The sequence below is a fragment of the Paenibacillus sp. 32352 genome (assembly GCF_002042965.1).
Taxonomy (GTDB): Bacteria; Bacillota; Bacilli; order Paenibacillales; family NBRC-103111; genus Paenibacillus_S; species Paenibacillus_S vulneris.
Map to the genome: position 1 here is coordinate 730,458 of NZ_MZNT01000002.1, position 25,736 is coordinate 756,193.

Annotated in this window: 25 protein-coding genes and 2 pseudogenes; 22 read left to right on the top strand and 5 right to left on the bottom strand. The window is 49.0% G+C overall.

Features of this window, described 5'->3' with window-relative positions:
• Window positions 1-46 precede the first annotated feature (46 nt).
• The 11 genes from B1728_RS07505 to B1728_RS07555 all read left to right on the top strand — a co-directional run bounded on the left by B1728_RS07505 (window position 47) and on the right by B1728_RS07555 (window position 12,041).
• Complete coding sequence (locus tag B1728_RS07505) at window positions 47-682, top strand: NUDIX domain-containing protein (protein ID WP_079909548.1); 636 nt, start codon at window positions 47-49, stop codon at window positions 680-682.
• Between the two features lie 199 nt (window positions 683-881).
• A complete protein-coding gene (locus tag B1728_RS07510; RefSeq protein WP_079909549.1) occupies window positions 882-1,739 on the top strand; it encodes an ankyrin repeat domain-containing protein in 858 nt (285 codons plus the stop codon).
• Between the two features lie 156 nt (window positions 1,740-1,895).
• Window positions 1,896-2,882 (top strand): aldo/keto reductase, encoded by a 987-nt coding sequence (locus B1728_RS07515; RefSeq protein WP_079909550.1) that lies wholly within the window; start codon window positions 1,896-1,898, stop codon window positions 2,880-2,882.
• 16 nt (window positions 2,883-2,898) lie between these two features.
• Window positions 2,899-4,263, top strand: a complete 1,365-nt coding sequence (locus tag B1728_RS07520; RefSeq protein WP_256865270.1) for an LLM class flavin-dependent oxidoreductase — start codon at window positions 2,899-2,901, stop codon at window positions 4,261-4,263.
• 40 nt (window positions 4,264-4,303) lie between these two features.
• A complete protein-coding gene (locus B1728_RS07525; protein ID WP_079909552.1) occupies window positions 4,304-5,083 on the top strand; it encodes an ABC transporter permease in 780 nt (259 codons plus the stop codon).
• Window positions 5,084-5,117: 34 nt separating this feature from the next.
• Window positions 5,118-6,125, top strand: a complete 1,008-nt coding sequence (locus tag B1728_RS07530; RefSeq protein WP_079909553.1) for an ABC transporter substrate-binding protein — start codon at window positions 5,118-5,120, stop codon at window positions 6,123-6,125.
• A gap of 21 nt (window positions 6,126-6,146) precedes the next feature.
• Window positions 6,147-6,920 (top strand): ABC transporter ATP-binding protein, encoded by a 774-nt coding sequence (locus B1728_RS07535; protein ID WP_079909554.1) that lies wholly within the window; start codon window positions 6,147-6,149, stop codon window positions 6,918-6,920.
• Between the two features lie 29 nt (window positions 6,921-6,949).
• Window positions 6,950-7,795: a sulfurtransferase gene (locus B1728_RS07540; protein ID WP_079909555.1), complete on the top strand. Its 846-nt coding sequence runs from the start codon at window positions 6,950-6,952 to the stop codon at window positions 7,793-7,795.
• A gap of 249 nt (window positions 7,796-8,044) precedes the next feature.
• Entirely contained in the window at window positions 8,045-8,452 is a 408-nt protein-coding gene (locus tag B1728_RS07545) for a hypothetical protein (protein WP_079909556.1), read from the top strand.
• A gap of 198 nt (window positions 8,453-8,650) precedes the next feature.
• Entirely contained in the window at window positions 8,651-9,850 is a 1,200-nt protein-coding gene (locus B1728_RS07550; RefSeq protein WP_079909557.1) for an MFS transporter, read from the top strand.
• A 664-nt stretch (window positions 9,851-10,514) separates the two neighbouring features.
• Window positions 10,515-12,041: an NAD(P)H-hydrate dehydratase gene (locus B1728_RS07555; protein WP_079909558.1), complete on the top strand. Its 1,527-nt coding sequence runs from the start codon at window positions 10,515-10,517 to the stop codon at window positions 12,039-12,041.
• A 24-nt stretch (window positions 12,042-12,065) separates the two neighbouring features.
• Here B1728_RS07555 and B1728_RS07560 read toward each other — a convergent pair whose 3' ends face one another.
• Window positions 12,066-13,286, bottom strand: a complete 1,221-nt coding sequence (locus tag B1728_RS07560; protein ID WP_079909559.1) for an AraC family transcriptional regulator — start codon at window positions 13,284-13,286, stop codon at window positions 12,066-12,068.
• Between the two features lie 127 nt (window positions 13,287-13,413).
• Between B1728_RS07560 and uidA the strand changes: the two genes are divergently transcribed.
• Together uidA and B1728_RS07570 are read left to right on the top strand one after the other, a co-directional pair.
• Entirely contained in the window at window positions 13,414-15,213 is a 1,800-nt protein-coding gene (uidA, locus tag B1728_RS07565) for a beta-glucuronidase (protein ID WP_079909560.1), read from the top strand.
• Window positions 15,214-15,311: 98 nt separating this feature from the next.
• The gene (locus B1728_RS07570) at window positions 15,312-16,724 is read left to right on the top strand and encodes an MFS transporter (protein ID WP_179135933.1); all 1,413 of its coding nucleotides are present in this window, start codon (window positions 15,312-15,314) and stop codon (window positions 16,722-16,724) included.
• 122 nt (window positions 16,725-16,846) lie between these two features.
• Here the strand turns inward: B1728_RS07570 and B1728_RS07575 are convergent, their stop codons facing one another.
• The gene (locus B1728_RS07575; RefSeq protein ID WP_079909562.1) at window positions 16,847-17,728 is read right to left on the bottom strand and encodes a TetR/AcrR family transcriptional regulator; all 882 of its coding nucleotides are present in this window, start codon (window positions 17,726-17,728) and stop codon (window positions 16,847-16,849) included.
• A gap of 145 nt (window positions 17,729-17,873) precedes the next feature.
• On the opposite strand from B1728_RS07575, the gene B1728_RS07580 reads away from it, so the two are divergent.
• Complete coding sequence (locus B1728_RS07580) at window positions 17,874-18,599, top strand: MBL fold metallo-hydrolase (RefSeq protein WP_079909563.1); 726 nt, start codon at window positions 17,874-17,876, stop codon at window positions 18,597-18,599.
• Between the two features lie 207 nt (window positions 18,600-18,806).
• Here B1728_RS07580 and B1728_RS35725 read toward each other — a convergent pair whose 3' ends face one another.
• On the bottom strand, window positions 18,807-19,070 hold the full coding sequence (locus tag B1728_RS35725; protein ID WP_144027792.1) for a MarR family winged helix-turn-helix transcriptional regulator: 264 nt from the start codon (window positions 19,068-19,070) through the stop codon (window positions 18,807-18,809).
• Between the two features lie 49 nt (window positions 19,071-19,119).
• Between B1728_RS35725 and B1728_RS07590 the strand changes: the two are divergent.
• The 4 genes and pseudogenes from B1728_RS07590 to B1728_RS07605 all read left to right on the top strand — a co-directional run.
• Window positions 19,120-19,596: pseudogene (locus B1728_RS07590) on the top strand (NAD(P)H-dependent oxidoreductase); the annotation flags it as partial.
• Between the two features lie 61 nt (window positions 19,597-19,657).
• The gene (locus tag B1728_RS07595; protein ID WP_079909566.1) at window positions 19,658-19,969 is read left to right on the top strand and encodes an ArsR/SmtB family transcription factor; all 312 of its coding nucleotides are present in this window, start codon (window positions 19,658-19,660) and stop codon (window positions 19,967-19,969) included.
• Between the two features lie 117 nt (window positions 19,970-20,086).
• On the top strand, window positions 20,087-21,301 hold the full coding sequence (locus B1728_RS07600) for an MFS transporter (RefSeq protein ID WP_079909567.1): 1,215 nt from the start codon (window positions 20,087-20,089) through the stop codon (window positions 21,299-21,301).
• 15 nt (window positions 21,302-21,316) lie between these two features.
• On the top strand, window positions 21,317-21,877 hold the full coding sequence (locus B1728_RS07605; RefSeq protein WP_179135934.1) for a GNAT family N-acetyltransferase: 561 nt from the start codon (window positions 21,317-21,319) through the stop codon (window positions 21,875-21,877).
• Window positions 21,878-21,960: 83 nt separating this feature from the next.
• Here the strand turns inward: B1728_RS07605 and B1728_RS07610 are convergent, their stop codons facing one another.
• Window positions 21,961-22,689: an SDR family oxidoreductase gene (locus B1728_RS07610; RefSeq protein ID WP_079909568.1), complete on the bottom strand. Its 729-nt coding sequence runs from the start codon at window positions 22,687-22,689 to the stop codon at window positions 21,961-21,963.
• Window positions 22,690-22,879: 190 nt separating this feature from the next.
• On the opposite strand from B1728_RS07610, the gene B1728_RS07615 reads away from it, so the two are divergent.
• Window positions 22,880-23,218 (top strand): winged helix-turn-helix transcriptional regulator, encoded by a 339-nt coding sequence (locus tag B1728_RS07615; RefSeq protein WP_079909569.1) that lies wholly within the window; start codon window positions 22,880-22,882, stop codon window positions 23,216-23,218.
• Between the two features lie 91 nt (window positions 23,219-23,309).
• Window positions 23,310-23,504: pseudogene (locus B1728_RS07620) on the top strand (NUDIX domain-containing protein); the annotation flags it as partial.
• 166 nt (window positions 23,505-23,670) lie between these two features.
• Here the strand turns inward: B1728_RS07620 and B1728_RS07625 are convergent.
• A complete protein-coding gene (locus B1728_RS07625; RefSeq protein WP_079909571.1) occupies window positions 23,671-23,910 on the bottom strand; it encodes a hypothetical protein in 240 nt (79 codons plus the stop codon).
• A gap of 156 nt (window positions 23,911-24,066) precedes the next feature.
• Here B1728_RS07625 and B1728_RS07630 point away from each other — a divergent pair, with 156 nt between their 5' ends.
• Both B1728_RS07630 and cyoA read left to right on the top strand, forming a co-directional pair.
• Window positions 24,067-24,477 carry a YhjD family protein gene (locus B1728_RS07630; RefSeq protein ID WP_079909572.1) on the top strand — a complete coding sequence of 137 codons (411 nt, stop codon included), beginning with the start codon at window positions 24,067-24,069 and terminating at the stop codon, window positions 24,475-24,477.
• A gap of 330 nt (window positions 24,478-24,807) precedes the next feature.
• Window positions 24,808-25,713, top strand: coding sequence for a ubiquinol oxidase subunit II (gene cyoA / locus B1728_RS07635; RefSeq protein WP_079909573.1), 906 nt, complete (start codon window positions 24,808-24,810; stop codon window positions 25,711-25,713).
• Window positions 25,714-25,736 lie beyond the last annotated feature (23 nt).

Genomic DNA, 25,736 nt, shown 5'->3' on the forward strand with positions numbered 1-25,736 from the left:
TGCCGCCTTTAGGGTTAGTACACGAAGGGACGGAGGGATCGGGCCTATGCAACAATCGAACAATATTCTAGGCAAAGTGACCTGCTTTATAACAAGGGAGCGGAATGGCGAAGCCGAGCTGCTCCTTTTCCGGCATCCGAATGCTGGCATTCAATTGCCTGCGGGAACTGTTGAATTCGATGAAGAGTTTAAGGATGCGGCTCTGCGCGAAGCCTTAGAAGAGACCGGGTTAGAGGAGTTCGGTTCATGTGAATACATCGGAGAACAGAAGCTTCGGCTTCCAGGTGACAAATATGCAACCTTTCATAACGCCAAGGTTTACTCAAGACCGGACTTTATGAGCTCCCATTGGGCCGAGATAAGAAGGGGCATTCAGGTGGATTACGTTCGCGAACAGGGGGAATTCGTCCAGATATCTTACATAGAAGAGGACCAGTATCCGGATCCGAACTATATCTCCTATCAAATTACGGGTTGGGTGGACCGTAAGGATCTGGCAAGTGAGGTATTGCGGAGGTTTTATCATTTGCGCAGCAATTGCAACAGGGATGAATGGGAGATGGAAGCAGATCATCATGTATTCCGTTTGTTCTGGGCTCCGATGAGCAGATTGCCCGACATTGTAGCGCCGCAGCAGCGGTGGGTTCATTATGTAACCGAGGAGCTGCGCTATTCATTCTAGAGGATAAGAAGCCCCCCACAAAATACCTGAATCCGCCTCGGAGCTATGGCTTTGTTTTGTAGGGGGGGGGGTATGAATCAGGAAATTTTCACCGAAATTTAAATCCGAGTAAAACAATCCGAAAAAAAGGATAGCTTTTTCACAATACCTATGTTATTGTAGTTTTGTAATTCCTATTACAACTTTACAGGAGCTGTACATGCCAAAGAAAAAAAATAGCGTTGTGCTTTCCATCCGCTTAGATGAGCAGGCTATCCAGGCTGTCGATCTACTCGTTGAATCCGGACTGGAAACCAATCGTTCAAGAGCGGTCTCGCATCTTGTATCCAAGGGCATTCAAGCCTCGGAAGAGCTGCTCAAGAAGGCTCAGGTTCTTGCGGATCATGTACATCAGCTTAGAAACGAGATGCTCGAGGCTGTCACGCATAATAATCTCAAGAAGGTGACAGAGCTTATCGGGAAAGATTCCTCCCTAGTCAATGCAAGCAACAGCAAGGGAGAGACAGCCGTGCTTATCGCAACCTACATGCGTGCTAACGACATTAAGGAGCTGCTGATCAATCACGGTGCCGAGCTGAATATTTTTGAGGCGGCGGCAGTCGGGAACACGACACGAGTGAAGAAGCTGCTGCAGCAAGCTCCGGAGTTGATTTCGGCCTACGGGCCGGACGGGTTTCAGCCGCTTTCGATGGCGGCGCATTTCGGCAATACCGAGACAGTGAAGCTGCTGCTTGATCTCGGGGCGGATGTAAACGCAAGAAGCAAGGACGGCAGCCTGAACAATATGGCGATCCATGCAGCTATCATGGGGAATTATGAGCATATTATCCAAATGCTGATCCAGTATGGCGCTGATGTTCATGCCAAATGTGAAGGCAGCTTACGTTCAGGTTACACGGTGCTGCATGTTGCTGCTTATTTCGGACGTGATTCTCTTGTTAAGCTGTTTTTGGAGTATGGGGTTGACCCGACAATGAAGAATGCGGATGGCGAGACAGCACATCAAATCGCAGTACATAAAGGGCATCTGCTCACCGCAGCGCTCTTGGGGCCTTAAGGGTCAAAGCAAGTAAGCCGGAGGACTTTTTTGCCATTAATCCCACTTATATGATGGGAATAATATAGATTTTATCTACCGGACAGCCGGAGAGACACTTGTTGGTTCAGTGTGTCTTTCTGGCTGTTTTTTATTTTGGGAATGGGGGAGTTTTCGATGCAGTACAGGAAATTAGGGAGAACCGGGTTGAAGGTTTCCGAGATCAGTCTCGGAACCATGGCCTTCGGCAGGTGGATCGATGAGAGGTCCTCGGCTGCCGTGCTGGATCAGGCGCTGGATGCAGGAATCAATGTCATTGACACAGCAGATGTTTATGGAAGAGGAATGGACCTGGGAGACCCGAGCTTGTCGGGAGAATCGGAGGCGATTCTTGGCAATCTTTTGAAAGGACGGCGTCACGATACGATCTTGGCGACCAAGGTAAAGGCACCCGTAGGGAAGGGAATCAATGATTCCGGGCTTAGCCGGTACCATATTTATAGAGCGTTGGAGAACAGCTTGCGCAGGCTCCAAACCGATTATATCGATCTATATCAGGTGCATGGATTCGATCCGGAAACCCCATTGGAAGAAACACTTGGAGCGCTGGATGATCTGGTTAAGGAGGGGAAGATACGGTACATCGGCTGCTCCAACTTTGCAGCTTGGCAGTTGGCCAAGGCTCATGGCATCAGCGCGCTCCATAAGTGGAACCGCTTCGAGAGCATTCAGCCCGAATACAGCTTGATCACGAGGGACATTGAGCAGGAGCTCGTACCGTATGTCCAGTCGGACAACGTCGGAGTTATCGTGTACAGTCCGCTTGGTCGCGGGATCTTGACCGGCAAATACCGCAAGGGCGAAGAGCCTGCGGCCGGAAGCCGATTGGCGGCGGGAGAGAAGAGATTAGAGCTTCTGCTTAGCCACAATCCCGCATATGAGCTGGTAGAAGAGATTCGGCCATTGGCGGAAGCCAGAGGATGGACCTTGGCGCAATTTGCCCTATCCTGGGTACTCAGCCATTCCTATATCACCTCCGCTATTCTGGGCGCCTCCAAACCGGAGCATATTACGGACGCGATCAAATATGCCGACCAGAGACTAACTCAGGAAGAATTGAATCATATTGACGAGATTTCTCGCAAATTAAAACACATTCGATAAAAAGGGGATGTCATCCATGACACAGCAAACGAATCGCAAGCTTCATTTGGGCTTATTTCTTTTTTCTACAGGCTATCATCCGGCCGGTTGGCGGCTGCCTGAGGCGGTTGCGGATGGTGCCTTCGATCCTAAGTTTTTGCAATATGTCGCCAAGCGGTTGGAGGAAGCGAAGTTCGACTTTTTCTTCCTGGGAGATGCTCTTGCCACTAGCGCCGATATGCAGTATCAATTCCCGTCCCAGATGGTTCGGATGGAGCCCTTCACGATGATCGCCCATTTGACTGCAGTGACGGAAAAGATCGGTTTGATCGTAACGGCGAACACGACCTATGCGGAGCCTTACCACATTGCCCGTCAAACCGCTTCACTAGATCATCTGAGCGGAGGCCGTGTCGCCTGGAATGTTGTGACGGGCGCTGATGTCAGAGCAGCGTTGAACTTCAGCAGAGACAAGCACTGGGATAATGCCAAACGGTATGACTACGCGGACGAATTCGTTCAGCTTGTCAAGGATTTATGGGATACCTGGGAAGATGATGCGTTCGTAAGAAACAAGGAAACCGGCGTCTATGTCGATGAGAGCAAGGTCCATGCGCTTCATCATAAAGGCGAACATTTCTCTGTGGCGGGTCCTCTGAATGTTGCACGGCCTCCGCAAGGGCAAATTCCACTGCTGTCTGCAGGAACCTCGGAGAGAAGCCAGGAGCTGGGAGCACGCTTCTCCAACGTTATCTTTACAGGGCAAATCTTGATCGAGGAAGCGCGTAAATTTTATGCAAGCGTCAAAAGCAAGCTAGCCAAGTACGGTCGTTCGAAGGATGAGCTGTTCATCATGCCTGGACTCGTTCCGTTGGTAGGGCGCACCAAGGAAGAGGCGCATGCCAAATATCGCGAGCTCAGCTCCTTGATTGTCACTGACTTTAATCTATCTGCATTGTCTGCCCGAATCGGAATTGATTTAACAGGCTACCCGTTAGATGGACCGCTGCCCGATCTGTCGCTTTCCACTTTAAACGACAACAGTGCCGAGTTGCTCGTCCGACTAGCGCAAAATGCAGCCGGCCACGACGATATCACGTTGAGAGAGCTGTTCTACTACTTTGCTGCCGTAGTCAGAGGGCATCTGCTTGTCGTCGGAAGTCCAGAGGAAATTGCGGATGAGATTGAACGCTGGTTCGTTAACGAAGCTGCGGACGGCTTCAACTTATGCTCTCCTTACATGCCTGGGGGATTGGATTTGTTCATCGACCTCGTCGTTCCGGAGCTTCAAAAACGCGGTTTATTCCGTACGGAATACGAAGGAAGCACGTTCCGGGAGCATTTCGGCCTTCCGCGTCCCGAGAACCGGCTGGCGAAGAAAGATGCCGTCCTGAAAAAGTAATTTGCACACAACAGAGCAGCTGAGGAAGCGAGGGAAACGTATGGGCGGCAGCAAATCCTTATTGGCTAACTGGCGGATTATCATCGCTCAGATCCTATTTTTACTGCTGGGGCTTGGTCTTATCGAGTATATCGTACGGGCGGAAATCGTCGGACCTCTGTATTTATCCAAGCCTACACAGGTAATCGACGAAATCATTGGCTTGTTTACGAACGGCATTATTTTTCATCACCTATTCGTAACGCTCGGGGAGTTTGCGGCAGGCTATGTGCTCTCCGCTGCGGCGGGGATAGGAACGGGCTTGTTCCTGGTGCTGGTCCCAAGGGCGGAATCGTTCTTTCGCCCGTTCCTGTCCGCACTGCTGGCGGTCCCGAAGGTGACCGTCATTCCGCTCTTGATGCTGTGGCTTGGCATCGGGTTGTCACATAAGGTTGCCATTGTGTTCCTGTTCTGCTTCTTTACCATCGCCTTTAATACGATTACAGGAATCAAGCAGACGGCGGACAATCATTTGAAGGTGGCAAGGGTCTTTGAGGCTACCAAATTCCAGACGATTACGAAGGTGATACTGCCCTCTGCAGCATCAACGATATTCGTCTCGTTACGAGTATCGGCTGCTACCGGTCTGGTAGGGGCATTATTCGGCGAAATGATCGCATCCAAGGATGGCCTTGGCAACCTGCTGGTCCAAGCGACGTCCACATACGATACGGCCAAAGCTTTCGCGATCATTACTGTCGTCACGATCGTATCGGTCCTTATTATTGCAATTATTGATCTGCTGGAAAAAAGAGTCGTTCTGAAATGGAAATCTTACTAAAATGCTTGGCATTCACATAGAGGGAGAGAGAAGAATGAAAAAAACATCATGGCGGGGAGTAGGAATTCTGACAATAGCAATGGTGATGGTGCTTACCGCCTGCTCCACTGGCGCCAAAGGCGGACAGGAATCCAAGAGCTCTGCAACATCGTCTTCCGAAGGAGCGCAGCAGCTTCAAAAAGTTCGCTACGCGGCGTTCAATGGCGTTAGCGGCCTGGCCGTCAATTTCGGCGCCGAGAAAGGATTTTTCAAGGAAGAAGGGCTGGATGTCGAGTTCGTAACGACACAAAATCCGATTGAAAGCTTGACCAGCAAAGATGTGGATATTGCAGACGTTGCAACCACAACGGCGATCATTGCTGCGGGAAAAGGAGCCCCGATCAAAATCGTGTCCTCCATGTTCCGTACGAAAGGGCCGTTTTATCTGGTAGCTGCGCCCGGTATCAATAGTGTAGAAGAATTGAAGGGGAAAAAGGTCGGAGCAGCCGCCTTTGGCAGTGGATTGGACGTCTATACTCAAGTCATTCTTAAAAAGCATGGCTTAAGCAAAACGGATGTAACCTACTTGGCTAATGGTGCGAACGAAGCGGCTTATGCCAGTCTTACTTCAGGGCAAGTCGATGCAACCATTATTCATGAGCCATTTGCTTCCCTTGTCGAAGTAAACGGAAAAGGAAAGATATTAGCGAAGGGGTGGGATTATCTGCCTACCTTCCACACCGGGGTTCTGGCTTCGAGCAACGAGGTGATAGCCAAGAAGCCTGAGCTGATCGAGAAGCTGCTTCGAGCCTATTTCAAATCGCAGGAATATGCGAAGAGTCATCCGGATGAGTACAAGACTTATTTCTTATCCAAGATCAAGATAGATCCGGCAGCAGTAGACAAAGCCTTCGAGCGGGAAAAAGTTCTGTGGGAAAATACCCCTGACGTAGATAAAAAGGCGCTGCAGGATACGCAGCAGGTTCAACTGGAGCTCGGGCTGCAGGACAAAATTTATGATGTAGACAAAATCATTGATTTGCGGTTCATCCCCAAGAAGTAACTAGAAAGACGAGGTGTAAGTATGGCCGGGTTTACGCTTCAAGCGGTTTCTAGAAGATATGGTGGCTCGAGTCCCACCCTGACCCTATCGGACATTAATCTTACCATTAAGGATGGAGAATTTATCAGCATTCTCGGCCCGAGCGGCTGCGGCAAGAGCACTCTGCTTGAGATATTAGCCGGTCTTCAGCTTCCCACATCAGGGGAAGTGCTGCTGGATGGCAAGAAGCTGCGCGGACCCGGGATCGAGCGAGGTGTTGTATTCCAGGACCCGTCCCTATATCCTTGGAGAACGATCTCCCAGAATGTCGGAATCGGGCTGGAGCTTCGCAAAATACCCAAATCGGAAAGAAAGGACATCGTCCAATACTATTTGAACATGGTCGGTCTGCAGGGCTTTGAGCATAAATATCCCCATCAATTGTCCGGGGGGATGAAGCAGAGAGCGGGTATAGCCCGTGCTCTGGCGAACAGCCCGGAAGTACTGCTGATGGATGAGCCGTTCGGCGCCGTTGACCATTTGACCCGGCTGCAGCTGCAGGACGATCTGTTGAATATTTGGGAAAAAGAGAAAAAAACGGTGTGCTTTGTTACGCACGATGTATCCGAGGCAGTATTTTTGGGGGATCGGGTTGTTCTCTTATCTCCAAGACCTGGCAAAATACAGAAAATATTTGACATCCCTTATCCGAGACCCCGAAAACGGGACGACGTGCAGCTGCTGAAGGTCCAAAATGATATTTATGCGGCAATCCATCAAGTAAAAACGCAGGAAGATCTCGAATTTGTAATATAAACCAAATTGTGGAAGGGAGTACTGATCCCATGTCTAACTCAGTAATAGTTGGAATTGAATGGCTGCAGACTCGTCTCAAAGAAGGAAATGTAGTCATTGCGGATGTACGCTTTAACCCCAAAGAAGCGCAGTATGGCAAACAAGCTTATGAGGCCGGACATCTGCCGGGGGCTGTGTTCGTCGACTTTAAAGCGGATCTGACGGATCCTGCAGGCGAGCATGGGGGGCGGAGCCCGCTTCCGTCACCTGAACGGCTTGCCAAGCACTTTGGCTCTCTAGGGATCGATACCTCCACTACGGTAGTCGTTTACGAGGATGTGAACGGGCCGGCGGCTTCACGCTTGTGGTGGGTACTCCAATATATTGGAGTCGAGGATGTGCGTATATTAGACGGGGGCTTCCAAGCATGGGCGGAGGCAGGACTACCCGTCAGTACAGAGAAACCGCTGTCTGAGGCACGCGTGTTGATCCCGGCCGTTAAGGAAGATTGGATCGTAGATGTCCATACTGTGAAGGCGGTTGTCCAAGGGGAAAAGAACGCCAGGCTGATCGACTCCCGGGACCGGAACCAGTACCTGGGTATAGAATCGCCGTTCGACCCGGTAGCGGGTCATATTCCAGGAGCGTTGAATTACTTTTGGAAGGATGGGCTTGAAGCAAGGGGGACCTGGAAATCGTCTGAAGAACTGGGTCAGCGCTTCAGCGAATTATCCAAGGAGGAGGAGCTTATCGTTTATTGCGGCTCCGGTATATCGGCAACGCCGAATGTGTTGGCATTGAAGGAGGCCGGGTTCAGGAACGTCCGGCTGTATCCGGGCAGCTGGTCGGATTGGATCAGTTATAAAGACAATCCGATTGCGACAGGAGACGAATAACATTACTTTATAAGAGAGAAGCTGCGGTTAACTGCTGCGAGGCAGTGGCTGCGGCTTTTTTTACATTGACGGGTTGAGTTCGTTCGATTAGGGACTCCCCGCAAAGTATCTGACCAGCTTTGAAGCCAGTGTCCCACTTTATGAATTTATTTTGCCTATCAGCGGTAAGGCTATCCTGGTTCCAACCTTACCGGTATTATAGTATGATAGAAAGCAAAGTTTACTTTCATAAAGATAGGGGAAACGTAAATGAATAAATTCCATACCTTTGAGGATGCGGAGAGTTTGGCTGGCAAAGGCATTAGTGCCATTATGGACGGCTCCCTGGTATCCGATGAAGCCAAGCTGTTCATGAGCCCGGAGGATACGATAACGAACCAGGCCCGTATTCGGATTTATACAGAGGATGGGCGCGGCCATTCCGACCACTATGTTCTGGAGTGCAGGTCCCATACAGGAACTACTGGAACTTATCTTTTATGCATTTTGATAGGAAACGGTACTAGCTTCATGAACTATTCTGCAGATGACATGCTTTCCTTCCGTGACGAGTGTGACGCGAACGATATTGCATTTCAACGGGACCAGCCGGTGCTTTGTTATTCTTACCGGGGAATCGCAGTTGTCGGCCAAGAGACTGTGGCTGCAGCCTTTTGAATAAACTACAATCCTCCATAACATTATGGGGGATATTTTTATTCCCGGCTATTCGATCTAGGTTGGTGAAAGCTATGTTTTTCATATTTTTCATATGGGCGATTCCATGATAGAATACTTCTTGCTGACTATGGGACGGGGAGAGGGGCTTCCTGGTCGGTCAGCCGTTCAGCTGTACTAGAAAAAGGAGAATACATCATGCTTGCCAAATCTTCGTTTCCTTTGCTTCTGTTAAATATGTTTCTTGCCATGCTTAGTACGGGAATCGTGATCCCGATCCTTCCCGAGCTGCTCAATGAATTCGGGGCAGGGGGACAAGCGGCAGGATATCTGGTTTCGTGCTTCGGATTGACCCAGTTTATTTTCTCGCCGATTGCAGGCAACCTGTCAGATAAATACGGGCGCAAGCCTATGATCCTTGCCGGGCTGTTCTTATTCGCATTATCGAACCTGATTGCGGCTGTTGCCGGGGATTTATCGCTGCTTTTCCTCTCCCGTTTAATCGGAGGAATTGGCTCTGCGGCGTTGGTGCCTTCCATAATGGCGTATGTAGCGGATATTACGACGAATGATCAGCGGGGCAAAGCGATGTCGTTGCTAGGAACGGCCATGACCTCAGGCTTCATTATCGGGCCGGGAGCCGGTGGCTTGCTTGCGGAGCTTGGTATCCGGTTCCCATTCTATGCATCTGTAGGGATAGGCCTTCTTGCGATGCTGTGCAGCCTGAAGCTGCTCCCGGAATCCACTACCGCAGATCAGAGACTCATGCAGAGGGAGTCCAAAAACAAGAAGGAGAACATCCTCCGCCAGATCATCCTGTCGGTAAGATCCAAGTACTTTATTCTGCTGCTCATGGTATTCGCGCTGACCTTCGGACTCATGCATTTCGAAGCGATTTTTCCGCTGTTTGTCGTACAAAGCTATGGATTTGACACGCGCGATATAGCTGTCCTACTCACGGTATGCTCCCTGATTGCTACAGTCAATCAGCTTGTATTGACAGGGAAGCTTACTCGATGGATGGGGGAGAAGAAAGTGATCAGCTCCATGCTCGTCTTATGCGCCGTATCGCTTGTGTGCCTGCTGCTGTCGGGGAACTTTATTTATGTGATGTTCATGACGATGCTGTTCTTTACCTTCAATAATATTTTACGTCCTACTCTCAATACCTTGTTGTCCAAGGAGGCGGGGGATGAGCAAGGGTTCGTGGCCGGCCTAAACAATGCTTATATGAGTCTCGGCAACATATTCGGTCCGGGTCTTGCGGGAATTTTATTCGATATCCACATAAACCTCCCGTATTTGTTCGGTGCTTGCGTGCTGGTGGTCAGCAGTGTTATAGCGGCGACGCAAATTGGGAAGAAGAGAGCGGCTGTAAGAAACCAATCTATTGTTTAACTAGGATTCGAAGTTTATCAAAGGAAGGAGCTTGCCTTTTGGCGAGCTCTTTAATGTTTCAACACGCATGGGTCGGTGAGACATGAGGCGGTAGTCAGTTATGGTCTACTATTTTATTTCAGGTTCACAAAATTCAAAATATGTTTACATAATATATTCTATGTTATCTTATTAATAAAAGTATACATAATAAATGATATGTAAACAATTTATTTACCGGTTTACAATGATCATGCTCATGGCATAACTACGATTGGAAATCGTATAATGTAGTCTATCAATCGCTAGTAGATGACCAACCACTTGTCGAAGCATTTTTTCAAAAGGAACGGATGCCGGATCCAAGTGAATCTCTCATTTGACTCGGGAGCCATATATAATGTCAAGGGGATTCCGATTAGGGCTCCCTTTTTTTGTACCAAATATGGAATGCAATCTTTATCTCCGATTATTTATCCAAAAATTGGGGGCCATTTTCGCTGATTTTTGCCTTGTTCCTCCCGTTGGTCCTGCTGTTTGTATCTTTAGCCAGAAAAGGCTCGAATGAGAGTCGGCCTTAAACGAAGCTTTACAAGGGGCCTTGGCCGCTTCTACAATTGAAGTAGGATGATCCTGCGAGGGCATCTTAATGGCCGAACTTTCGTTCTTAAGGAGAGAAGAGCTCATGTTTGTTGTGACAAACCAGGAAATGCGTACAATAGATGCCTATGCTATTGAAACTATCGGGATACCGTCGATGGTTTTAATGGAAAATGCAGGGAGGGCTGTCGCCGATGAAGTGACCGCTTATTCCGGCGGAAAGCTTCGCAGATGGGCAATACTTGTTGGAAAAGGCAACAATGGCGGTGACGGTGTCGTAGCTGCAAGGCATTTGATCGAAGCGGGTATGGACCCGACCGTCATTTACATAGAAGATCCTGCGGGCTGGAAGGGGGAGAGTGCCGCTCAAAGCGCCATAGCCGCCCGATTTGGAGTACCGTCGCAAATTTATCAAAGCGGAAGTATCGATTGGCGTGATTATGACGGAATCGTGGATGCTCTCCTCGGAACCGGAAGCCGCGGAAAGCCAAGGGAATCCTATGCTCAATTGATATTGGAGGCAAATGCCTCCGGTCTGCCTATCATCGCCGTCGATATTCCAAGCGGATTGGATGCCGATACGGGTGAGGTACACGATCCTTGCATTGAAGCGGAAAGAACGGTTGCTCTGGCGTTCACCAAGAGAGGCTTGGAGCAATACCCTGGCGCCGGGCAAGCCGGGGAAGTTGTTGTTCGCCCTATTGGAATAGTAAGCGAATGGGCGGCTCTGCATGGTGTCCGGACTTACCTGACGAATGAGGCCATGTTCAAGAACCGTTTCGGCTTCCGGGCTGGCAATGTAACTCGTCCGCAGGATTCCAATAAAGGGACCTATGGCCATGTACTGGTTGCGGCCGGAAGCCGGCAGATGAGCGGTGCCGGTCATCTATGCTCAAGAGCAGCGTTGCGCGGCGGCTGCGGATTGGTGACATGGGCGCTTCCGGAATCGCTGCAGCCGGCCATGATGGGAACCATACCGGAAATCATGCTTATGGGATTGAAGGATTCGGGCCTGGGCGATTGGTCTTCTATTCCCGCTTCGTCGGTCATCGAATTAGCCGACAAGAAGCGTTCGATAGTAATCGGACCGGGGATGGGGCGATGGGAGGGGGACAGCCAATGGCTACGTGAAATCTGGGGAACGTCAGACTGCCCGCTTGTATTGGATGCCGATGCGCTGAATATGCTTGCGGATGCGGATTTGGACCAATGGCCGAGCCGCAGATCGCCGGTCATCCTTACCCCACACCCTGGGGAGATGGCCCGATTGACCGGGCTCAGCATCCGGGACGTGCAGCGTGACCGGATCGAACTGGCTAGAAGCTATGCCAGACGGCATGGGGTTATTCTGGTATTGAAAGGCGCGCGGACCGTCATAGCGGAGCCGGACGGTGCCGTTACGATCAATACGACAGGCAATCCCAAAATGGCGGTCGGCGGAGCCGGAGACGTCCTTGCGGGTCTCATCGCCAGCCTGATTGCTCAAGGCTTTTCTGCCAAGCTGGCGGCTGTTTATGGCGTATATCTGCATGGGGAAGCCGGCGATCGTGCAGCAGCAGCAAGGGCTTTCTCCCGATCGATTACGGCAGGGGATATCATCGATGAGCTGTAAAGTGCATTCGATGGACGTGAAGTCTCACTTCTTGGTGCGATACTGCGATGGACTCATTCCTTCCAGCTTTTTGAATATTCGGGTAAAATAACCCGAATCCTCGTAGCCGACATAACCGGCAATCCATCCCACAGAAACGTGCTCCGATTTAAGCAATAGCTTGGCCTCCTCCATTCGCCGCTTTTGCTGAAAGTCCGTTAGGGTTAGCCCGGTTTCCTTCTTGAATTGTCTGGAGAGATGAGCAGGGTGGACCTCGCATAATGCCGCCAGCTCCTGCATGTTTAAGGGCCGATTAAACCGGGTCGCGATATGCTCCGCCGCTTTTTGCACGGCGGGAGAATACCCTGCGATGGAACGCCGCCCCACCAGCTCGCAGTACTCCTCCGCCATGGTGCTCCATAACGCACTGAGCGAATCGATCGTATCCAATCGTTCGATTTGCTTGGAGAATTTCTCCGAAATCCGATGCAGAAATATAGGCTGCACACGACCGCGTTCCGCGGCAATCCGCAGCAGCGTGTTCAGTACGACCATGGCGTTTTTCAATGCCCGAACCGGCTGGTTCGGAAATCTCTCGGAAAAATCGAACAGATTGTTAACCTGCTTCGTGATTCGCTTGAGCTCCGATTGGTCTCCTTTCTCTACCGCCCTCATCATCTCTTTCTCTATCTGATACCTCAGCTCTATGAGTTCGACAAAGGATTCATCAGACTGGCGCTTCAACAGCTCTGCCTGGGACAGTCTCGGTGATCCATTCTCTATATTCGTCGCATTCACAATCCGCAGCGGAGTTTGCCGGATGGAGCCAACTTGATCCAGTACATTCGCAATACTTTGAACCCGTGAGCTGCTGATCAGCTTCAAGCTGCGGTAATAAGCTTCCAGCTCTATCTGCTGTTGCGCGCCAAGCTTGAATCCATGGTCATGCCGGTTGGTACCGGGCACTTGCTCCAGGAAGGGGCCAATGACGATCGTCTTTGGGTCCTGCTCAGGAAGCTGTATATGCTTTGCCAAATAGGACAGGCTCATTTCATCGGTAAATAAACAGCATTCTCCATAAGATCGGCTTGCTTCAGCGATTAAGTACGGATACAAGCTCTGCTGCATGCCGCGCATAAAGTCCGGCATCGGATCCCGCTCGTGAGCCAAATAGAGGGAGCCATTGCTGTTCAGTACGCTCGTATTGATGTCTGTGGAATGAAATAAGGTCAGAGTGGCAACCGTCAAATTCAGCTGGAGGCTCATTTGGAATCATCCTTTTTGATATGTTATTGGAATCCTATATATGCAATTATAGTCCTAACAAGCGGCGTTAGAAAGCAGTATAATAACCCATACAGAATGACATCCATGATAAAAAGGAGCTAAAACTATGTTATATCCGATCATAACGGAATCGCGGGCTATCTTAGACTTGAATGGGATTTGGGGCTTTAAGCTGGATTCTGGTAAGGGCTTTCAAGAGAAATGGTATGAACAACCTCTCACGAATACGATCAGCATGTCGGTTCCGTCATCGTATAATGATTTGGGTGTTACCGCGGACATCCGCAATCATGTTGGCTGGGTATGGTATGAGAGAACGTTTACCGTTCCTAGGCAGCTCTTAACCGAAAGGATTGTGCTCCGATTCGGCTCGGCGACCCACACGGCCAAAGTTTATGTGAATGGCGTGCTGGTAACGGAGCATCAGGGAGGCTTCATGCCTTTTGAAACCGTTATCAATATGCATCTGCAGGGAGGACCTAACCGTTTGACGGTCGCGGTGAACAATATAGTGGATGAAACCACACTGCCCGTCGGAATTTATAGTGATCAGGAAGTTCCCGAAGTAGGCAGAGTGGTACGCAACCAGCCGAATTTCGATTTCTTCAATTATGCCGGCCTTCATCGCCCGGTCAAAATCTATACGACACCTCATTCGTATGTCAAGGATGTAACGATTGTTACGGAGACGGAGGGGACCGATGGGATCGTTCATTATAAAGTGGATACCTCGGCTAAAGGGCAGGTGAAGGTGAGCGTTCTTGACGAGCAGGGCCGTCTGGTGGCAGAAGGGAATTCCGGGCAAGGCGTTCTTCGCCTTAGTAATGTGAAGCTGTGGGAGCCCTTGGCTCCGTACCTGTACCAAATGAAGATCGAGCTGATCGAAAATGGGCAAACGATAGATGTGTACGAACAGCCTTTCGGCGTACGAACCGTGGAAGTCAAGGACGGGAGGTTTCTTATCAACCAAAAACCGTTTTACTTCAAGGGCTTCGGGAAGCATGAGGACACGGCGATTCATGGAAGAGGCATCAACGAAGCGGCGAATGTTATGGATTTCCGCTTGATGAAGTGGATCGGCGCCAATTCGTTCCGGACGGCTCATTACCCGTACTCGGAGGAAATGATGCGGCTCGCGGATAAGGAAGGGATCGTCGTGATCGATGAAACTCCCGCTGTCGGATTACATTTGAATTTCATGGCGATTTTTGGAAGCGGCGCAAAACGAAAAACATGGGAGGAGCTGAAGACAGCGGAACATCATCAGCAGGTGATCCGCGAGCTGATTGCCCGAGATAAAAACCATCCCTGCGTCGTCATGTGGTCTATTGCCAATGAGCCTGCTTCCGAGGAAGAAGGAGCTTATGAATATTTTAAGCCCCTGGTTGAGCTGGCCAAGCAATTGGACCCTCAGCATAGACCGGTTACCATCGTGACCCATCTGATGTCTACGCCGGAAACCTGCAAGGTAGCCGAGCTCGTCGACGTATTGGCTTTGAACCGATACTATGGCTGGTATGTTCAGGGCGGAGATTGGGAGATGGCGAAGCACAAGCTCCGTGAGGAATTCCATGGCTGGGGCCGCCGCTGTCCAGGGAAACCGATCATCATGACGGAATACGGTGCGGATACCATTGCCGGGCTGCACGATGTGGACCCCGTCATGTTTACCGAAGAATTCCAGGTGGAATATTTGAAGGCTAACCACGAGGTTTTCGATGAATTCGGCACCTTCGTAGGCGAGCAGGTGTGGAACTTTGCTGATTTTCAAACGAGCCAAGGCATCATTCGTGTACAGGGAAATAAAAAAGGCATCTTTACGAGGGACCGCAAGCCGAAATACGCGGCTCATGAGCTGCGCAAGCGCTGGCACTCGATACCTCACTTCGGATACAAGAACGAATAGGAAAAAAGAGAAAAGAGGTTAGAGGGCGGGGCATTTCCTACGGTTCGCGCCCGCTAACCTGACTCTCCCCAGAACCATGCCAGATGGAGGCTGTGAGTATGAATAGAGTGATAGAAACCGTAAATCGTTCTGATCTTATGCCTACTAATCAGATGCGAAAATTTGGTATAAGAGATAAGATCGGGTATATGTTCGGCGATATCGGCAATGATTTGTTTTTTGGCTTGATCAGCGGGTACCTTATGCTGTTCTATACCGACGTGTACGGCCTCTCGGCAGGGGCCGCAGGAATGATCCTGTTGGTGGCCCGGGTACTCGATGCGCTTTTTGACGTTGCTTGGGGTACGTATGTCGATTCCAAGCCGGCAGGAAAGAGGGGAAAATTCCGTCCCTATTTGTTATATTGCGCACTACCGGTAACCTTGCTCGGCGTATTGACCTTTACCCATATCCCGGTATCATCGGATTCGTTGTTGAAGGTATTGGTAGCCGCTGCACCTTACATTTTGTGGGGGCTGGCTTATTCGACCATCAACATTCCCTATGGTTCATTGGCATCCGTCATGACATCGGATCCGATTGAGAGAACAGGGCTGTCCACCTTCCGCACCCTTGGAGCTTTGTTAGCCAATGTATTCATCATGGCGGCGGCACCATCGATCGTATTTGGAGCAGGCAAGACGCCAACGGCTTCCGGCTTCTTCCTTGTAGCTGTCATTTGCGCTGTTCTCGCCATCGGATTTTATTTGGGAGCATACCATTTCACGACGGAGCGAATTAAAGCAGCACAGCCTGTTCAGGAAAAGGTCCAGCTCATTCGAACAATCAAGGGCTTGCTTCACAACCGCCCCTTGTTAGGGTTAATGCTGGCTTCCTTCGGAATGCTAGCTTCCATGCTTGTGAGTCAAGCGATAACGCCGTATTTGTTTAAGGATTATTTCCATAGCCCGGGCTTAATCTCCGCTTCAGGTCTAATTGGATTCGGAGCCAGCTTCGTCGCCATGCCGGTCATATCTCCCTTGGTGAAAAGGCTTGGGAAGAAGGAAACCGCGTCGGTCGGGCTGGCGATTACATTCATTGTAAGCGCTCTAATGTACGTGATGCCTATTACTAATGCTTATATGTATATGGCTTTAAACTGCATTTCCAACTTCGGCCTGGCCTTTATGAATATATTAATATGGGCGATGGTAGCCGATTGCATCGACTATCAGGAGAAGCTTACCGGCAAAAGGGAAGAAGGTACGGTTTATTCCATCTATTCTCTGGTACGCAAGATCGGGCAGGCCGTCGCGGGGGGAATCGGGGGCTTGGCGCTCGTGCTCGTAGGCTATAATTCGGGAGTGCAGACACAAACCGCAGAGGTCGCTATGGGAATCAAGAATATGATCACCCTCATCCCCGCAGCTGGCGCTTTGATCGCTTTCATTGCCATGTTATGGGTATACAATTTAACGAAGCAAAAGCTCGTCCTATTGAATGATGAGTTGACACAAGTACGCATGAAGTAAAGGATTTCATTGATGAGAAGTCATTGCTGAGAAGCCGGGCGGCGGCATGCAATAAGGGAGGATCAAGTCTATGTCTTCACGGGAGGCTAAGACCTGATCCTTTTGATTTACAAGGTGCCTTTTTATCGTTCCGTTATAAAACGAAGCTGGCGGATTAAGGAGCTGAGCTCCGGATTATTCTCGAGATACGATGCATAGACGCGAAGCAGGGTAGCGTTCGGCTTTTCCAGCTCCAGCTGCTCCTTCAGCAGCTTCAGAACCTCCATCCATTCTTCTCTCATCGAAGCAGTGACTTGCAGCGACTGGAGCTTGTTCTCGATCGAGATCAGCAATTCGCCGGCCATTTGCCTTTGGTTAACTTCGTCCATCGGATGAAGCTGATTAAAGGCAAAGGTGCTTTCTCTGATCACCGGAGCCGGCTGCTGCCTTATCATGTCTTTGATAACGGAATCCATCCGCTCTACCAGGAACAGCGCCAGCTCAGACATGGGTAAAGCAATAGCCTTCTGAATGGCGAACGATAAATATTCCCTCAATAACCCCCGGTATATGATGACAATGTCCCAGATATAAGCTTGAACCGAATCGCCGTAAGCCTCATAAAAGCAGTCCCGCAGCATCTTGAGCAGGGTCAGCTTTTTCTTTCTCCAAGCAATCTTAAAATGCTCGTTATCCTTTACCGGAAGCTCTTTGAACTCACTGGTAAAGTAATAGTTCTCCATCATGAATTGAAGCTGGAATTCGATCTTCCGCCGCAAGATCTCCTTAGAGGAAGCCACACCGCATTGCTGATCCAGTCTCCTGGCCTGATCGAACATTGTTTGATGGCAGGCTTCAAATACGGCGGTGAATAAATCCTCTTTGGATGGGAATATTTTATAAATGCTTCCTTTGGCCATGCCGCACGCTTCTGCAATATCCTTCATGGACGCGGCAAAATACCCTTTTTCTTTAAAAACACCCATGGCCGTATGGATGATTTGTTGTCTTTTCAATTCTTCCAATCCGTCCACCCCCTCCGTATTTTGACATGATACCGCTTAAGGGTCAATAATGGAATTGACATCCGAAACTTACGGGTCATATAATGAACTCAATGGTTTTCGTAAAACAAGAGGAGGTGAACCAAAGCGAATTGCTTTGGAAACTATGAAAATTGCTGAAGGTCTCGAAATGCTGGAGCTGGCTGTACCCGGTACTCCGATGGTCATTCATCCCACCGTATTTTACGATTCAAATACTTATGTGTTAGTGGATACGGGGATGCCTGGCTGCCGCAATCTTATCCTCGATCTGATTCATAAAGCAGGGATTCAGCAAGCGGAGCCCCGCACCATTATATTAACCCATCAGGATATCGATCATGTGGGTGGTCTTCCTCAATTCCTTCATGACAGTCAAGGGCGCATCGAGGTGCTTGCTCATCCGGATGACAAGCCCTATATCGATGGAGAGCTTCCGTTCATCAAGATGACTCCGGAAAGAAAGCAAACTTTGCTTCAGTCACTGCCGGATAACCTGCGGAAGCAGTTTGAGGATGCATTCTCCAAGTCGACAGAGGGGAATGTAACACAAACCGTTAAGGACGGGGAAAGGCTGCCCATAGCCGGCGGTGTGGTCGTTATTCATACGCCGGGGCACACTCCGGGCCATATAAGCTTGTATCATGAGCCCAGCAAAACCTTGATTGCTGGAGACGCCATGGTCGTAAGCGAAGGAGAACTGCAGGGGCCGAATCCTAGGGTAACGCCGAATATGGAGCAGGCGCTCCAATCGCTTCATAAGTTTAAAGCCTACGATATTCAAGCCGTGATCTGCTACCACGGAGGCTTGTACCAGGGGAATATCCGTCAGCGGCTTGAAGAATTGACATAATCTGCTGTCTAAAGCCAAATTAGGAAAGTACGGCTGGCACGTCAGAAATTGGGGGAATTCCTCTATACTTCGCTCGTAGGGGTTCTCGAAAAAGGTTGAACAGACCGGCTGTTTAATCGAATTCATCCGGATTATAAAAAGCTCTGTCTCCTGATAACAGGAAGCAGAGCTTTTCGTTATGCGGGGGAAAAGGGCAGCGTGAACCGGTTATCCGGACTTGCCTGCATGGAGGACCTTGCTGTTCAGTATGTCCATCGCATGATCCATCTCCTTAAGGTCACTATCGGATGCTTCACGGATCCGCTGAAGGAAGCGCGCTTCGATGAGCTTGAAGGCTTCATTCATCATACGTTCACCACCGGAGGTAAGACGGTACAATTGCTTGCGCCGGTCATCGGGAGCGTCGAATTTCTCACAGAGCTGCTTCTCGCACAGCTTCTTAAGCTCCCGGCTTGTATTCGGCATGGACATATGCTGACAATCGCTAACCTGGCTAGGGGTAACGGGCTGGCTGAACGCCATACTGGATTTATATAAGGAGGGCTTTGATCCGGTCCTTGTGTTCCATGAGAACAAACGCAGAAGAGATATGCATGCCGATCCTGAGCTGAAGACTTATCGGGAACAAATCCTGTGGGCGGATAAAATAGTATTGGTGTATCCGATCTGGTGGGGAAGACCTCCGGCCATGCTGCTGGGCTATATTGATAAAATGTTCGCCGCTAATTTCGCCTACCGCGATAAGAAGGGGCTTTTTCCGGAAGGGCTGCTCCAAGGAAAATCGGTCGTCTGTATTTCTACGATGAAGGGACCGGCCTTGTATCCACTGTTTTGGCTGAATAACGCTCACAAAATATTAATGAGAAAGGCATTATTTCAGTTTGTCGGCATGAAGAAGGTCAAATTTTTTGAGTTCGGTTCTATGGAGAGTCCAAGAGGGCGGCATGAGAAAAAGCTGAATAAAATATTCCGATATTTTAAAGCTATCCAGAGTTAAGTTTCCTGATCGTTCGGGTTAACATATTTACAAATCTATAAAAATAGATATAATAACCGGTATGGACCCTTCATTAATCTATAAAGCATTATCGAATGAAACACGCCGTCAAATTATGTTTTGGTTGAAGCATCAAGAGGAGTATTTTGATAAAAGTCCTTATATCCAGCATGGTATCGACTTCAAGGTCGGCGTATGTGTGGCGGATCTTCAGGCCAAATCAGGGCTTGCGCAATCCGTCATATCAAGCTACTTAAGCACGATGCTAAATGCCGGCTTACTCGAATCGGAGCGGATAGGCAAATGGACCTTTTATCGAAGGAATGAAAAAATAATTCGGGAGTTCGCCGAGTATGTGCAGAAAGAACTTTAGAGAGGAAGGAGGTGCCCCTTTTTTTGCCTTAACATATCTATAAATATAGATACATGAATATATAGATGAAACCTTGAAGGTCCGGTCACAGAACAACAGAAATGGAGAACTATCCTCATGAACAAGTCTAACCCTTTATTACTTATTATGCTTGCCCTAGGTGTGTTTGGTATCATAACAACGGAGATGGGCATCGTGGGGGTACTTCCCCAGGTAACCGATAAATTCCATATTTCCACTGCACAAGCAGGATGGCTGGTCAGCGTGTTTGCTTTGGTGGTGGCCTTGTCGGGACCTTTTGTTACCTTGCTTGCATCCGGAATGAACCGTAAACTCATTTTATCCTCCGCGGTGTTCCTGTTTGCAGTCTCCAATCTGGTGTACGCTTTTACAACCAGGTTCGAGTTGATGCTGGTGTTTCGAATCCTTCCGGCGATGCTGCATCCCGTCTTTTTCTCGATAGCTCTAGTCACGGCAGCCCAATTGGTTCCGCCGGAAAAAAGCGGCAAAGCGGTGACAAAGGTATTTGCGGGAATTACGGTAGGCTTTGCTTTTGGCGTGCCTTTAACTTCGTTTCTTGCTGAGCATATTTCCTTGGAGGCCGCCTTTCTGTTTGGCGCAATAGTGAGTGCCATCGCAGGATTCGGAATCTTACTAGGACTGCCTTCCATGCCGGTTAATCAGAAGATGACCTATGGAAGACAGCTTAGCATTCTGCGCAAGCCTGGACTATGGCTGCATATTGCAACCATAACCTTTATCTTCGCATCGATGTTCTCTGTATATAGCTACTATGCGGAATTTCTTGGGCAAGTAACCCGAATGAACGGTACCTGGATTAGTCTGATGCTGATGGTTTTTGGCATAGTGATGATTGCCGGTAATTTTCTATTCGGGGACTGGCTGCAAAAAAGTTTGAAAAGAACGGTGTTCCTCTTTCCCTTGCTGTACATAGCGGTTTATGTTCTTGTCTATGGACTAGGGACTTACTTCATTCCTATGATCATTATGGTTATCGTATGGGGAATGGTGCATTCCGGCGGGCTTCTGGTGAGTCAAGCCTGGCTGATGACAGAGGCGGAGGAAGCGCCAGAATTCGGCAACAGCTTGTTCGTTTCTTTTACGAATCTGGGAATAACCGTCGGTACAACGATAGGCGGTTGGTTCATTGCGCAATTGGGAATCCATCAGCTTATCTGGAGCGGCATTGGATTTGCTTTAGCGGCATGGGTGACGGTTGTAGTAAAATGGAAACGATTGGGAAGCGGGAATGAGGCTTCGGAGGCAGTGACCATAAACAGTCATCGTGGAGAGAGGAACGAAAATGCTTGATAAAGGGGGAGAACATTGAATATTTCGATAGAAGAGCTCATGAATCTGCAACAACTGCCGGAACAGCTTATCGATGATAGCTTTGGAGTCGATTCTGTCCTTGTCATTACCGGCACAGATCAGGGGATTCAATATGAAGCCAAGCCGGTTCCACCGTACACCAAAAGCTATTCGGAACAGCAGGAGGATGATGCAGACGATATCGATTATTCAACGTACATCGATCATCCCGATCAAAAGATCTTTATAGCCTATGCCGGCAATCGGGTAGCGGGTCTCATCGTACTAAAGCGAAATTGGAATCATTACGGCTATATCGAGGATATTAAGGTTGACCGCCAGTTTAGAAGATATGGCATAGGGCGTCAGCTCATAGACAAAGCCAAAAGCTGGGCAAAATCCGGCGGTATGCCGGGGCTGATGCTCGAGACGCAGAATAATAACGTCCAAGCCTGCCGATTTTATGAGAGCTGCGGCTTTGTTCTGGGCGGATTCGACTCCTTCGTCTATAAAGGATTTAAGAAAAACAAGGACGAGGTCGCACTGTACTGGTATTTCCTGTTTGAGGAGTACTAAGGCGGCTGCGCAGTAAAGGCACAAATAAATGATACTGTGGGAGCCGACTTATGTCGGCTCTTTTGGTGTAAAGACAACATCCGTTATCGAAGTAGATAGCCGCCGTCGGGATACAGAGTGCTTCCTGTTGTGTAGCCATTGGTCATTAAATAGATGACGGAATGGGCAGCTTCCTCAGCATGACCTACCCGTCCGAGAAGATTCATTCCGGCATAGTCTTCATACGCTTGGTCTCTAACGGCTTGCTCCGCACCTTCCCAATTGAAGGATGTGCGTATCGTTCCCGGTGAGATCACATTGAATCGAATCGGCGCCAATTCGACAGCTAGCGCTTTGCCGAGGCTCTCGATTGCGCCGTTGCAGGCTGCATAGGAGGCTCCATCGTCTAGCGGCCGCTGGCTGAACGCACCCGACATCAAGACTACAGAGCCTTTCTTGCTGATATAGGGGGCGCCATATTTTACGGCAAAATATTGTGGCCAGAACTTGGCGTCAAAGCAGCTGCGGGCGACTTCAGGCTCTGAAGTGACAGGTCCTCTAACGTAGGAGGCGCCCGGCGTGAATAGATGATCAAAGCTTCCGATGGCTTCGAAAAAAGCTATCAGCTCCTCGTTATTCCGGTTATCTAGCGAATGGATTTCGACGCCTGCGTTCCCGATACGATTCCGGGCCTCCTCCAGCTTGGAACTGGAACGGCCTGCGAGTACAACATCTGCCCCGAGCTCTTTAGCTTGTTGGGCAGCGGCAAAGCCGATCCCCGAGCTTCCGCCGATAATAACGACTCTTTGCTGCTTTAATGTAGGGTATGTCATAGTACCACCTCTAAGTTAGGATTTTTGCTGCCTGGCTCTTATTATTCAACAGGAGCCAGATGCTGCCAAGTACGCACTTTAGTCGTACTAGGTCCGAAAATTCGTACCAAAGGCTCCCAAAGGAATTGGGGAATTCATAGTGCAAAAAGGATACACAGCAGGTATCATAGAGTAGAGGTGAAGAGAAACGATGAACCTGCAAGAACCCAGATTAAAAGGAGTTATTACAACGCTCGACATGATCGGCGGCAAATGGAAGCCGCTTATTTTATTCATCTTGCTAGTAGACGGCACGAAGCGCTTCGGCGAGCTTCGCCGTCTGATTCCTGAAGTCTCCCAAGGTACTCTGGCAAAGCAGCTGCGAGAGCTTGAAGACGATCAGCTGATTCGACGTGTGGTGTACCAGGAGATACCGCCGAAGGTGGAATACAGCTTATCCGAGCATGGGAAAACCGTCTCCTCCGTGTTGGACAGCATGTGCAGCTGGGGGCGCAAGCATTTGGAGATGGTCGAAAATCAGCAAAAATAGCATCGAAAAACGGTAGGTAGATTGAATATCAATTAATTACATTAATTATTTATAGTGTTAATTATGATAGATTGTTAATGAAGTTAACTAAATAAGAGGTTCTTTTTTCGTGTGGACGAACGATCGGCAGGAGCTGCTGCTGCAGCAGCGTTCAGACAACGGCCGGTGGGGATTGCCCGGAGGCTTTATGGAGCTGGAAGAATCGATAGAAGATACTGCCCGCCGCGAAGTGTGGGAGGAGACGGGATTGCGGCTTGGAGCGATGGAGCTGTTCGGCATTTATTCCAACTATACAATAAGAAAAGTGAGATGAACCGATGAAATGTCGGAGTACTCACTTTTTTAATATGACTAGGAAGAAATTGTAAATAACGATGTGCACCGTTATGTACCAGGAGCAGCTTCGTTCCATGGCCTTAATTTGCCGGATTATGTTCTATAGTATAAGTTCGTCACTGCCTTCGGAATAGCTCGCCACAGTATGCGAATACGGTGCTCATGACCTGTTGTTCATAAGCGTTTTTCACGTAGAAGCAGTGTCTTTTCCAATCCAGCATACGGGTAGCTGCATTCTTATCACCGGAAGCCGCTGCATGATAGACAAGATTTACTTCCTCTAGGTCTGGTATGGGCTGATGCTTTCTGTAAAAACCTACTACATACTTGGATATTTCGTTTAAGTCATACGTCACGTCATTATACACCCCGTCAATGTCAAATAGTCGTCAGGTTAGGAAGGGCATTTCTTTATTATAACGGAAGTACTCCTCGCAGTCAGCATTATAACGAATAAATTAGCATTGATATAGGAACACTAGTTCTCATATAATGAATATGAGGTGATTTTCATGGAGCCTTCTGCACATGAGCTTCAATTAATGAGAGATTACATCTTGCTGCCAATCGCGATTACAATCATTAACACGAATCGCATAGAAATGGAAGCATCAACAGCTACTTTACGAAAGCTATACTCAGATACAGCCATGATTATGATCAGTCGGATGCGTGAGGAACTGTCCGCCGTAAGGAGGGAGCTGCAGGAGCGGGACATTCTCATTAAGGATTCCGAGGAATACCAAGAGGGGGATTGCTCTTATTATCCCTATGCGCTGCGGGGTCATAAAGGCCAGCTGGCAATGAACCGGGAAGTGATCCGAACGAGTGTGGTCGCCTGTATTCATCAGAACATAGCAGAGGTTGTTCATATGGTTGCACTACAACAGACATTGGATGCCTTTAAAATAAATGCATATTAATGACGCCACCCATGGTGCGATATATGATATCCCTCTACACGCCCCTATAAGAGTGCTATGCCATAATTTGTAAAGCCGATTTTCCCCGGGAGGAAGATCGGCTTTTCGATTTGAAGTGGAGCTTAGTGATTTAACGAGTCCGCTGTTGCTAATTTCAATTAAGGGATGGGAAACTGCTGAAACTATGTCCAAATGTTGTTCATTTCATTTCAAAACGTTGAACTTGGATGGTGGCATTGTGTTCTTGATCGGCTGGTGACAGTTCGGCTGTGCTCTTTTAAAGTGAAGCTTAATGCAAGCCATATTGTTATGAGGAGTTGAGACTTCAACATGAATGCTTCCAAAATTGGGCGATGGTTCTCGGCATTATCAATGCTATCTGTTGCACTGTTTGTCTTCACAGGCTGCTCCGACATCATCGTACTCCATCCCAAAGGGCCGATCGCTGAACAGCAGCGGGATTTAATGTACATTACAACCGCATTATGCCTGGTCGTCATCGTCCCAGTTCTTATTCTGACGGCCGTCATCCTGTGGCGTTACAGGGAGCGTAAGGAGAGAAAAGCGGCTTACTCGCCGAATTGGGCACACAGCACCAAGCTGGAGGTCATCTGGTGGGGGATTCCCATTATGATTATTCTCGCGATAGCCGTTATTACCGTCCAATCGACGTATGCTCTGGAGCCTTCCAAACCGTTAAAGTCCGATGTCAAGCCGATAACGGTGCAGGTGACGTCGCTGAACTGGAAATGGCTGTTTCAGTACCCCGAACAAGGTATCGCTACGGTGAATGAGCTGACAATTCCACAAGGGGTGCCTATTCGTTTCGAGATCACGGCCGATTCTCCGATGAACTCCTTTTGGATCCCTCAGCTGGGAGGCCAAATCTATGCTATGTCGGGAATGGCCATGACGCTTTACTTGCAGGCGGATGAACTGGGGACCTTCTGGGGCTCCGGGGCCAATTATACCGGCAAGGATTTTGCCAAAATGTATTTTGACGTTAATTCAGTAACACGTGAGCAGTTTGATGAGTGGGTAACAGGGATCAAGGCAGGTTCACCGGCTTTAACCTTGGATGGATATCATGAATTGGCCAAGCCCTCCACTACGAAGGTGCTGACCTATTCCTCATTTCCCGAGGGACTGTTTCAAAACATTGTGACCAAATACGCCGCATCACATCATCATGAAATGTCCGTGCAGGATACGAAATCAGTGCACGAGCATAAGTGAACGGCAGGAAAGGAGATTGAGCT

What these genes read in the sequence shown, in the direction of transcription:
- B1728_RS07505 (WP_079909548.1), top strand. Translation starts at nt 47, where the DNA reads ATGCAACAATCGAACAATATTCTAGGCAAAGTGACCTGCTTTATAACA.
- B1728_RS07510 (WP_079909549.1), top strand. Translation starts at nt 882, where the DNA reads ATGCCAAAGAAAAAAAATAGCGTTGTGCTTTCCATCCGCTTAGATGAG.
- B1728_RS07515 (WP_079909550.1), top strand. Translation starts at nt 1,896, where the DNA reads ATGCAGTACAGGAAATTAGGGAGAACCGGGTTGAAGGTTTCCGAGATC.
- B1728_RS07520 (WP_256865270.1), top strand. Translation starts at nt 2,899, where the DNA reads ATGACACAGCAAACGAATCGCAAGCTTCATTTGGGCTTATTTCTTTTT.
- B1728_RS07525 (WP_079909552.1), top strand. Translation starts at nt 4,304, where the DNA reads ATGGGCGGCAGCAAATCCTTATTGGCTAACTGGCGGATTATCATCGCT.
- B1728_RS07530 (WP_079909553.1), top strand. Translation starts at nt 5,118, where the DNA reads ATGAAAAAAACATCATGGCGGGGAGTAGGAATTCTGACAATAGCAATG.
- B1728_RS07535 (WP_079909554.1), top strand. Translation starts at nt 6,147, where the DNA reads ATGGCCGGGTTTACGCTTCAAGCGGTTTCTAGAAGATATGGTGGCTCG.
- B1728_RS07540 (WP_079909555.1), top strand. Translation starts at nt 6,950, where the DNA reads ATGTCTAACTCAGTAATAGTTGGAATTGAATGGCTGCAGACTCGTCTC.
- B1728_RS07545 (WP_079909556.1), top strand. Translation starts at nt 8,045, where the DNA reads ATGAATAAATTCCATACCTTTGAGGATGCGGAGAGTTTGGCTGGCAAA.
- B1728_RS07550 (WP_079909557.1), top strand. Translation starts at nt 8,651, where the DNA reads ATGCTTGCCAAATCTTCGTTTCCTTTGCTTCTGTTAAATATGTTTCTT.
- B1728_RS07555 (WP_079909558.1), top strand. Translation starts at nt 10,515, where the DNA reads ATGTTTGTTGTGACAAACCAGGAAATGCGTACAATAGATGCCTATGCT.
- B1728_RS07560 (WP_079909559.1), bottom strand. Translation starts at nt 13,286, where the DNA reads ATGAGCCTCCAGCTGAATTTGACGGTTGCCACTCTGACCTTATTTCAT.
- uidA (WP_079909560.1), top strand. Translation starts at nt 13,414, where the DNA reads ATGTTATATCCGATCATAACGGAATCGCGGGCTATCTTAGACTTGAAT.
- B1728_RS07570 (WP_179135933.1), top strand. Translation starts at nt 15,312, where the DNA reads ATGAATAGAGTGATAGAAACCGTAAATCGTTCTGATCTTATGCCTACT.
- B1728_RS07580 (WP_079909563.1), top strand. Translation starts at nt 17,874, where the DNA reads ATGAAAATTGCTGAAGGTCTCGAAATGCTGGAGCTGGCTGTACCCGGT.
- B1728_RS35725 (WP_144027792.1), bottom strand. Translation starts at nt 19,070, where the DNA reads ATGTCCATGCCGAATACAAGCCGGGAGCTTAAGAAGCTGTGCGAGAAG.
- B1728_RS07595 (WP_079909566.1), top strand. Translation starts at nt 19,658, where the DNA reads ATGGACCCTTCATTAATCTATAAAGCATTATCGAATGAAACACGCCGT.
- B1728_RS07600 (WP_079909567.1), top strand. Translation starts at nt 20,087, where the DNA reads ATGAACAAGTCTAACCCTTTATTACTTATTATGCTTGCCCTAGGTGTG.
- B1728_RS07610 (WP_079909568.1), bottom strand. Translation starts at nt 22,689, where the DNA reads ATGACATACCCTACATTAAAGCAGCAAAGAGTCGTTATTATCGGCGGA.
- B1728_RS07615 (WP_079909569.1), top strand. Translation starts at nt 22,880, where the DNA reads ATGAACCTGCAAGAACCCAGATTAAAAGGAGTTATTACAACGCTCGAC.
- B1728_RS07630 (WP_079909572.1), top strand. Translation starts at nt 24,067, where the DNA reads ATGGAGCCTTCTGCACATGAGCTTCAATTAATGAGAGATTACATCTTG.
- cyoA (WP_079909573.1), top strand. Translation starts at nt 24,808, where the DNA reads ATGAATGCTTCCAAAATTGGGCGATGGTTCTCGGCATTATCAATGCTA.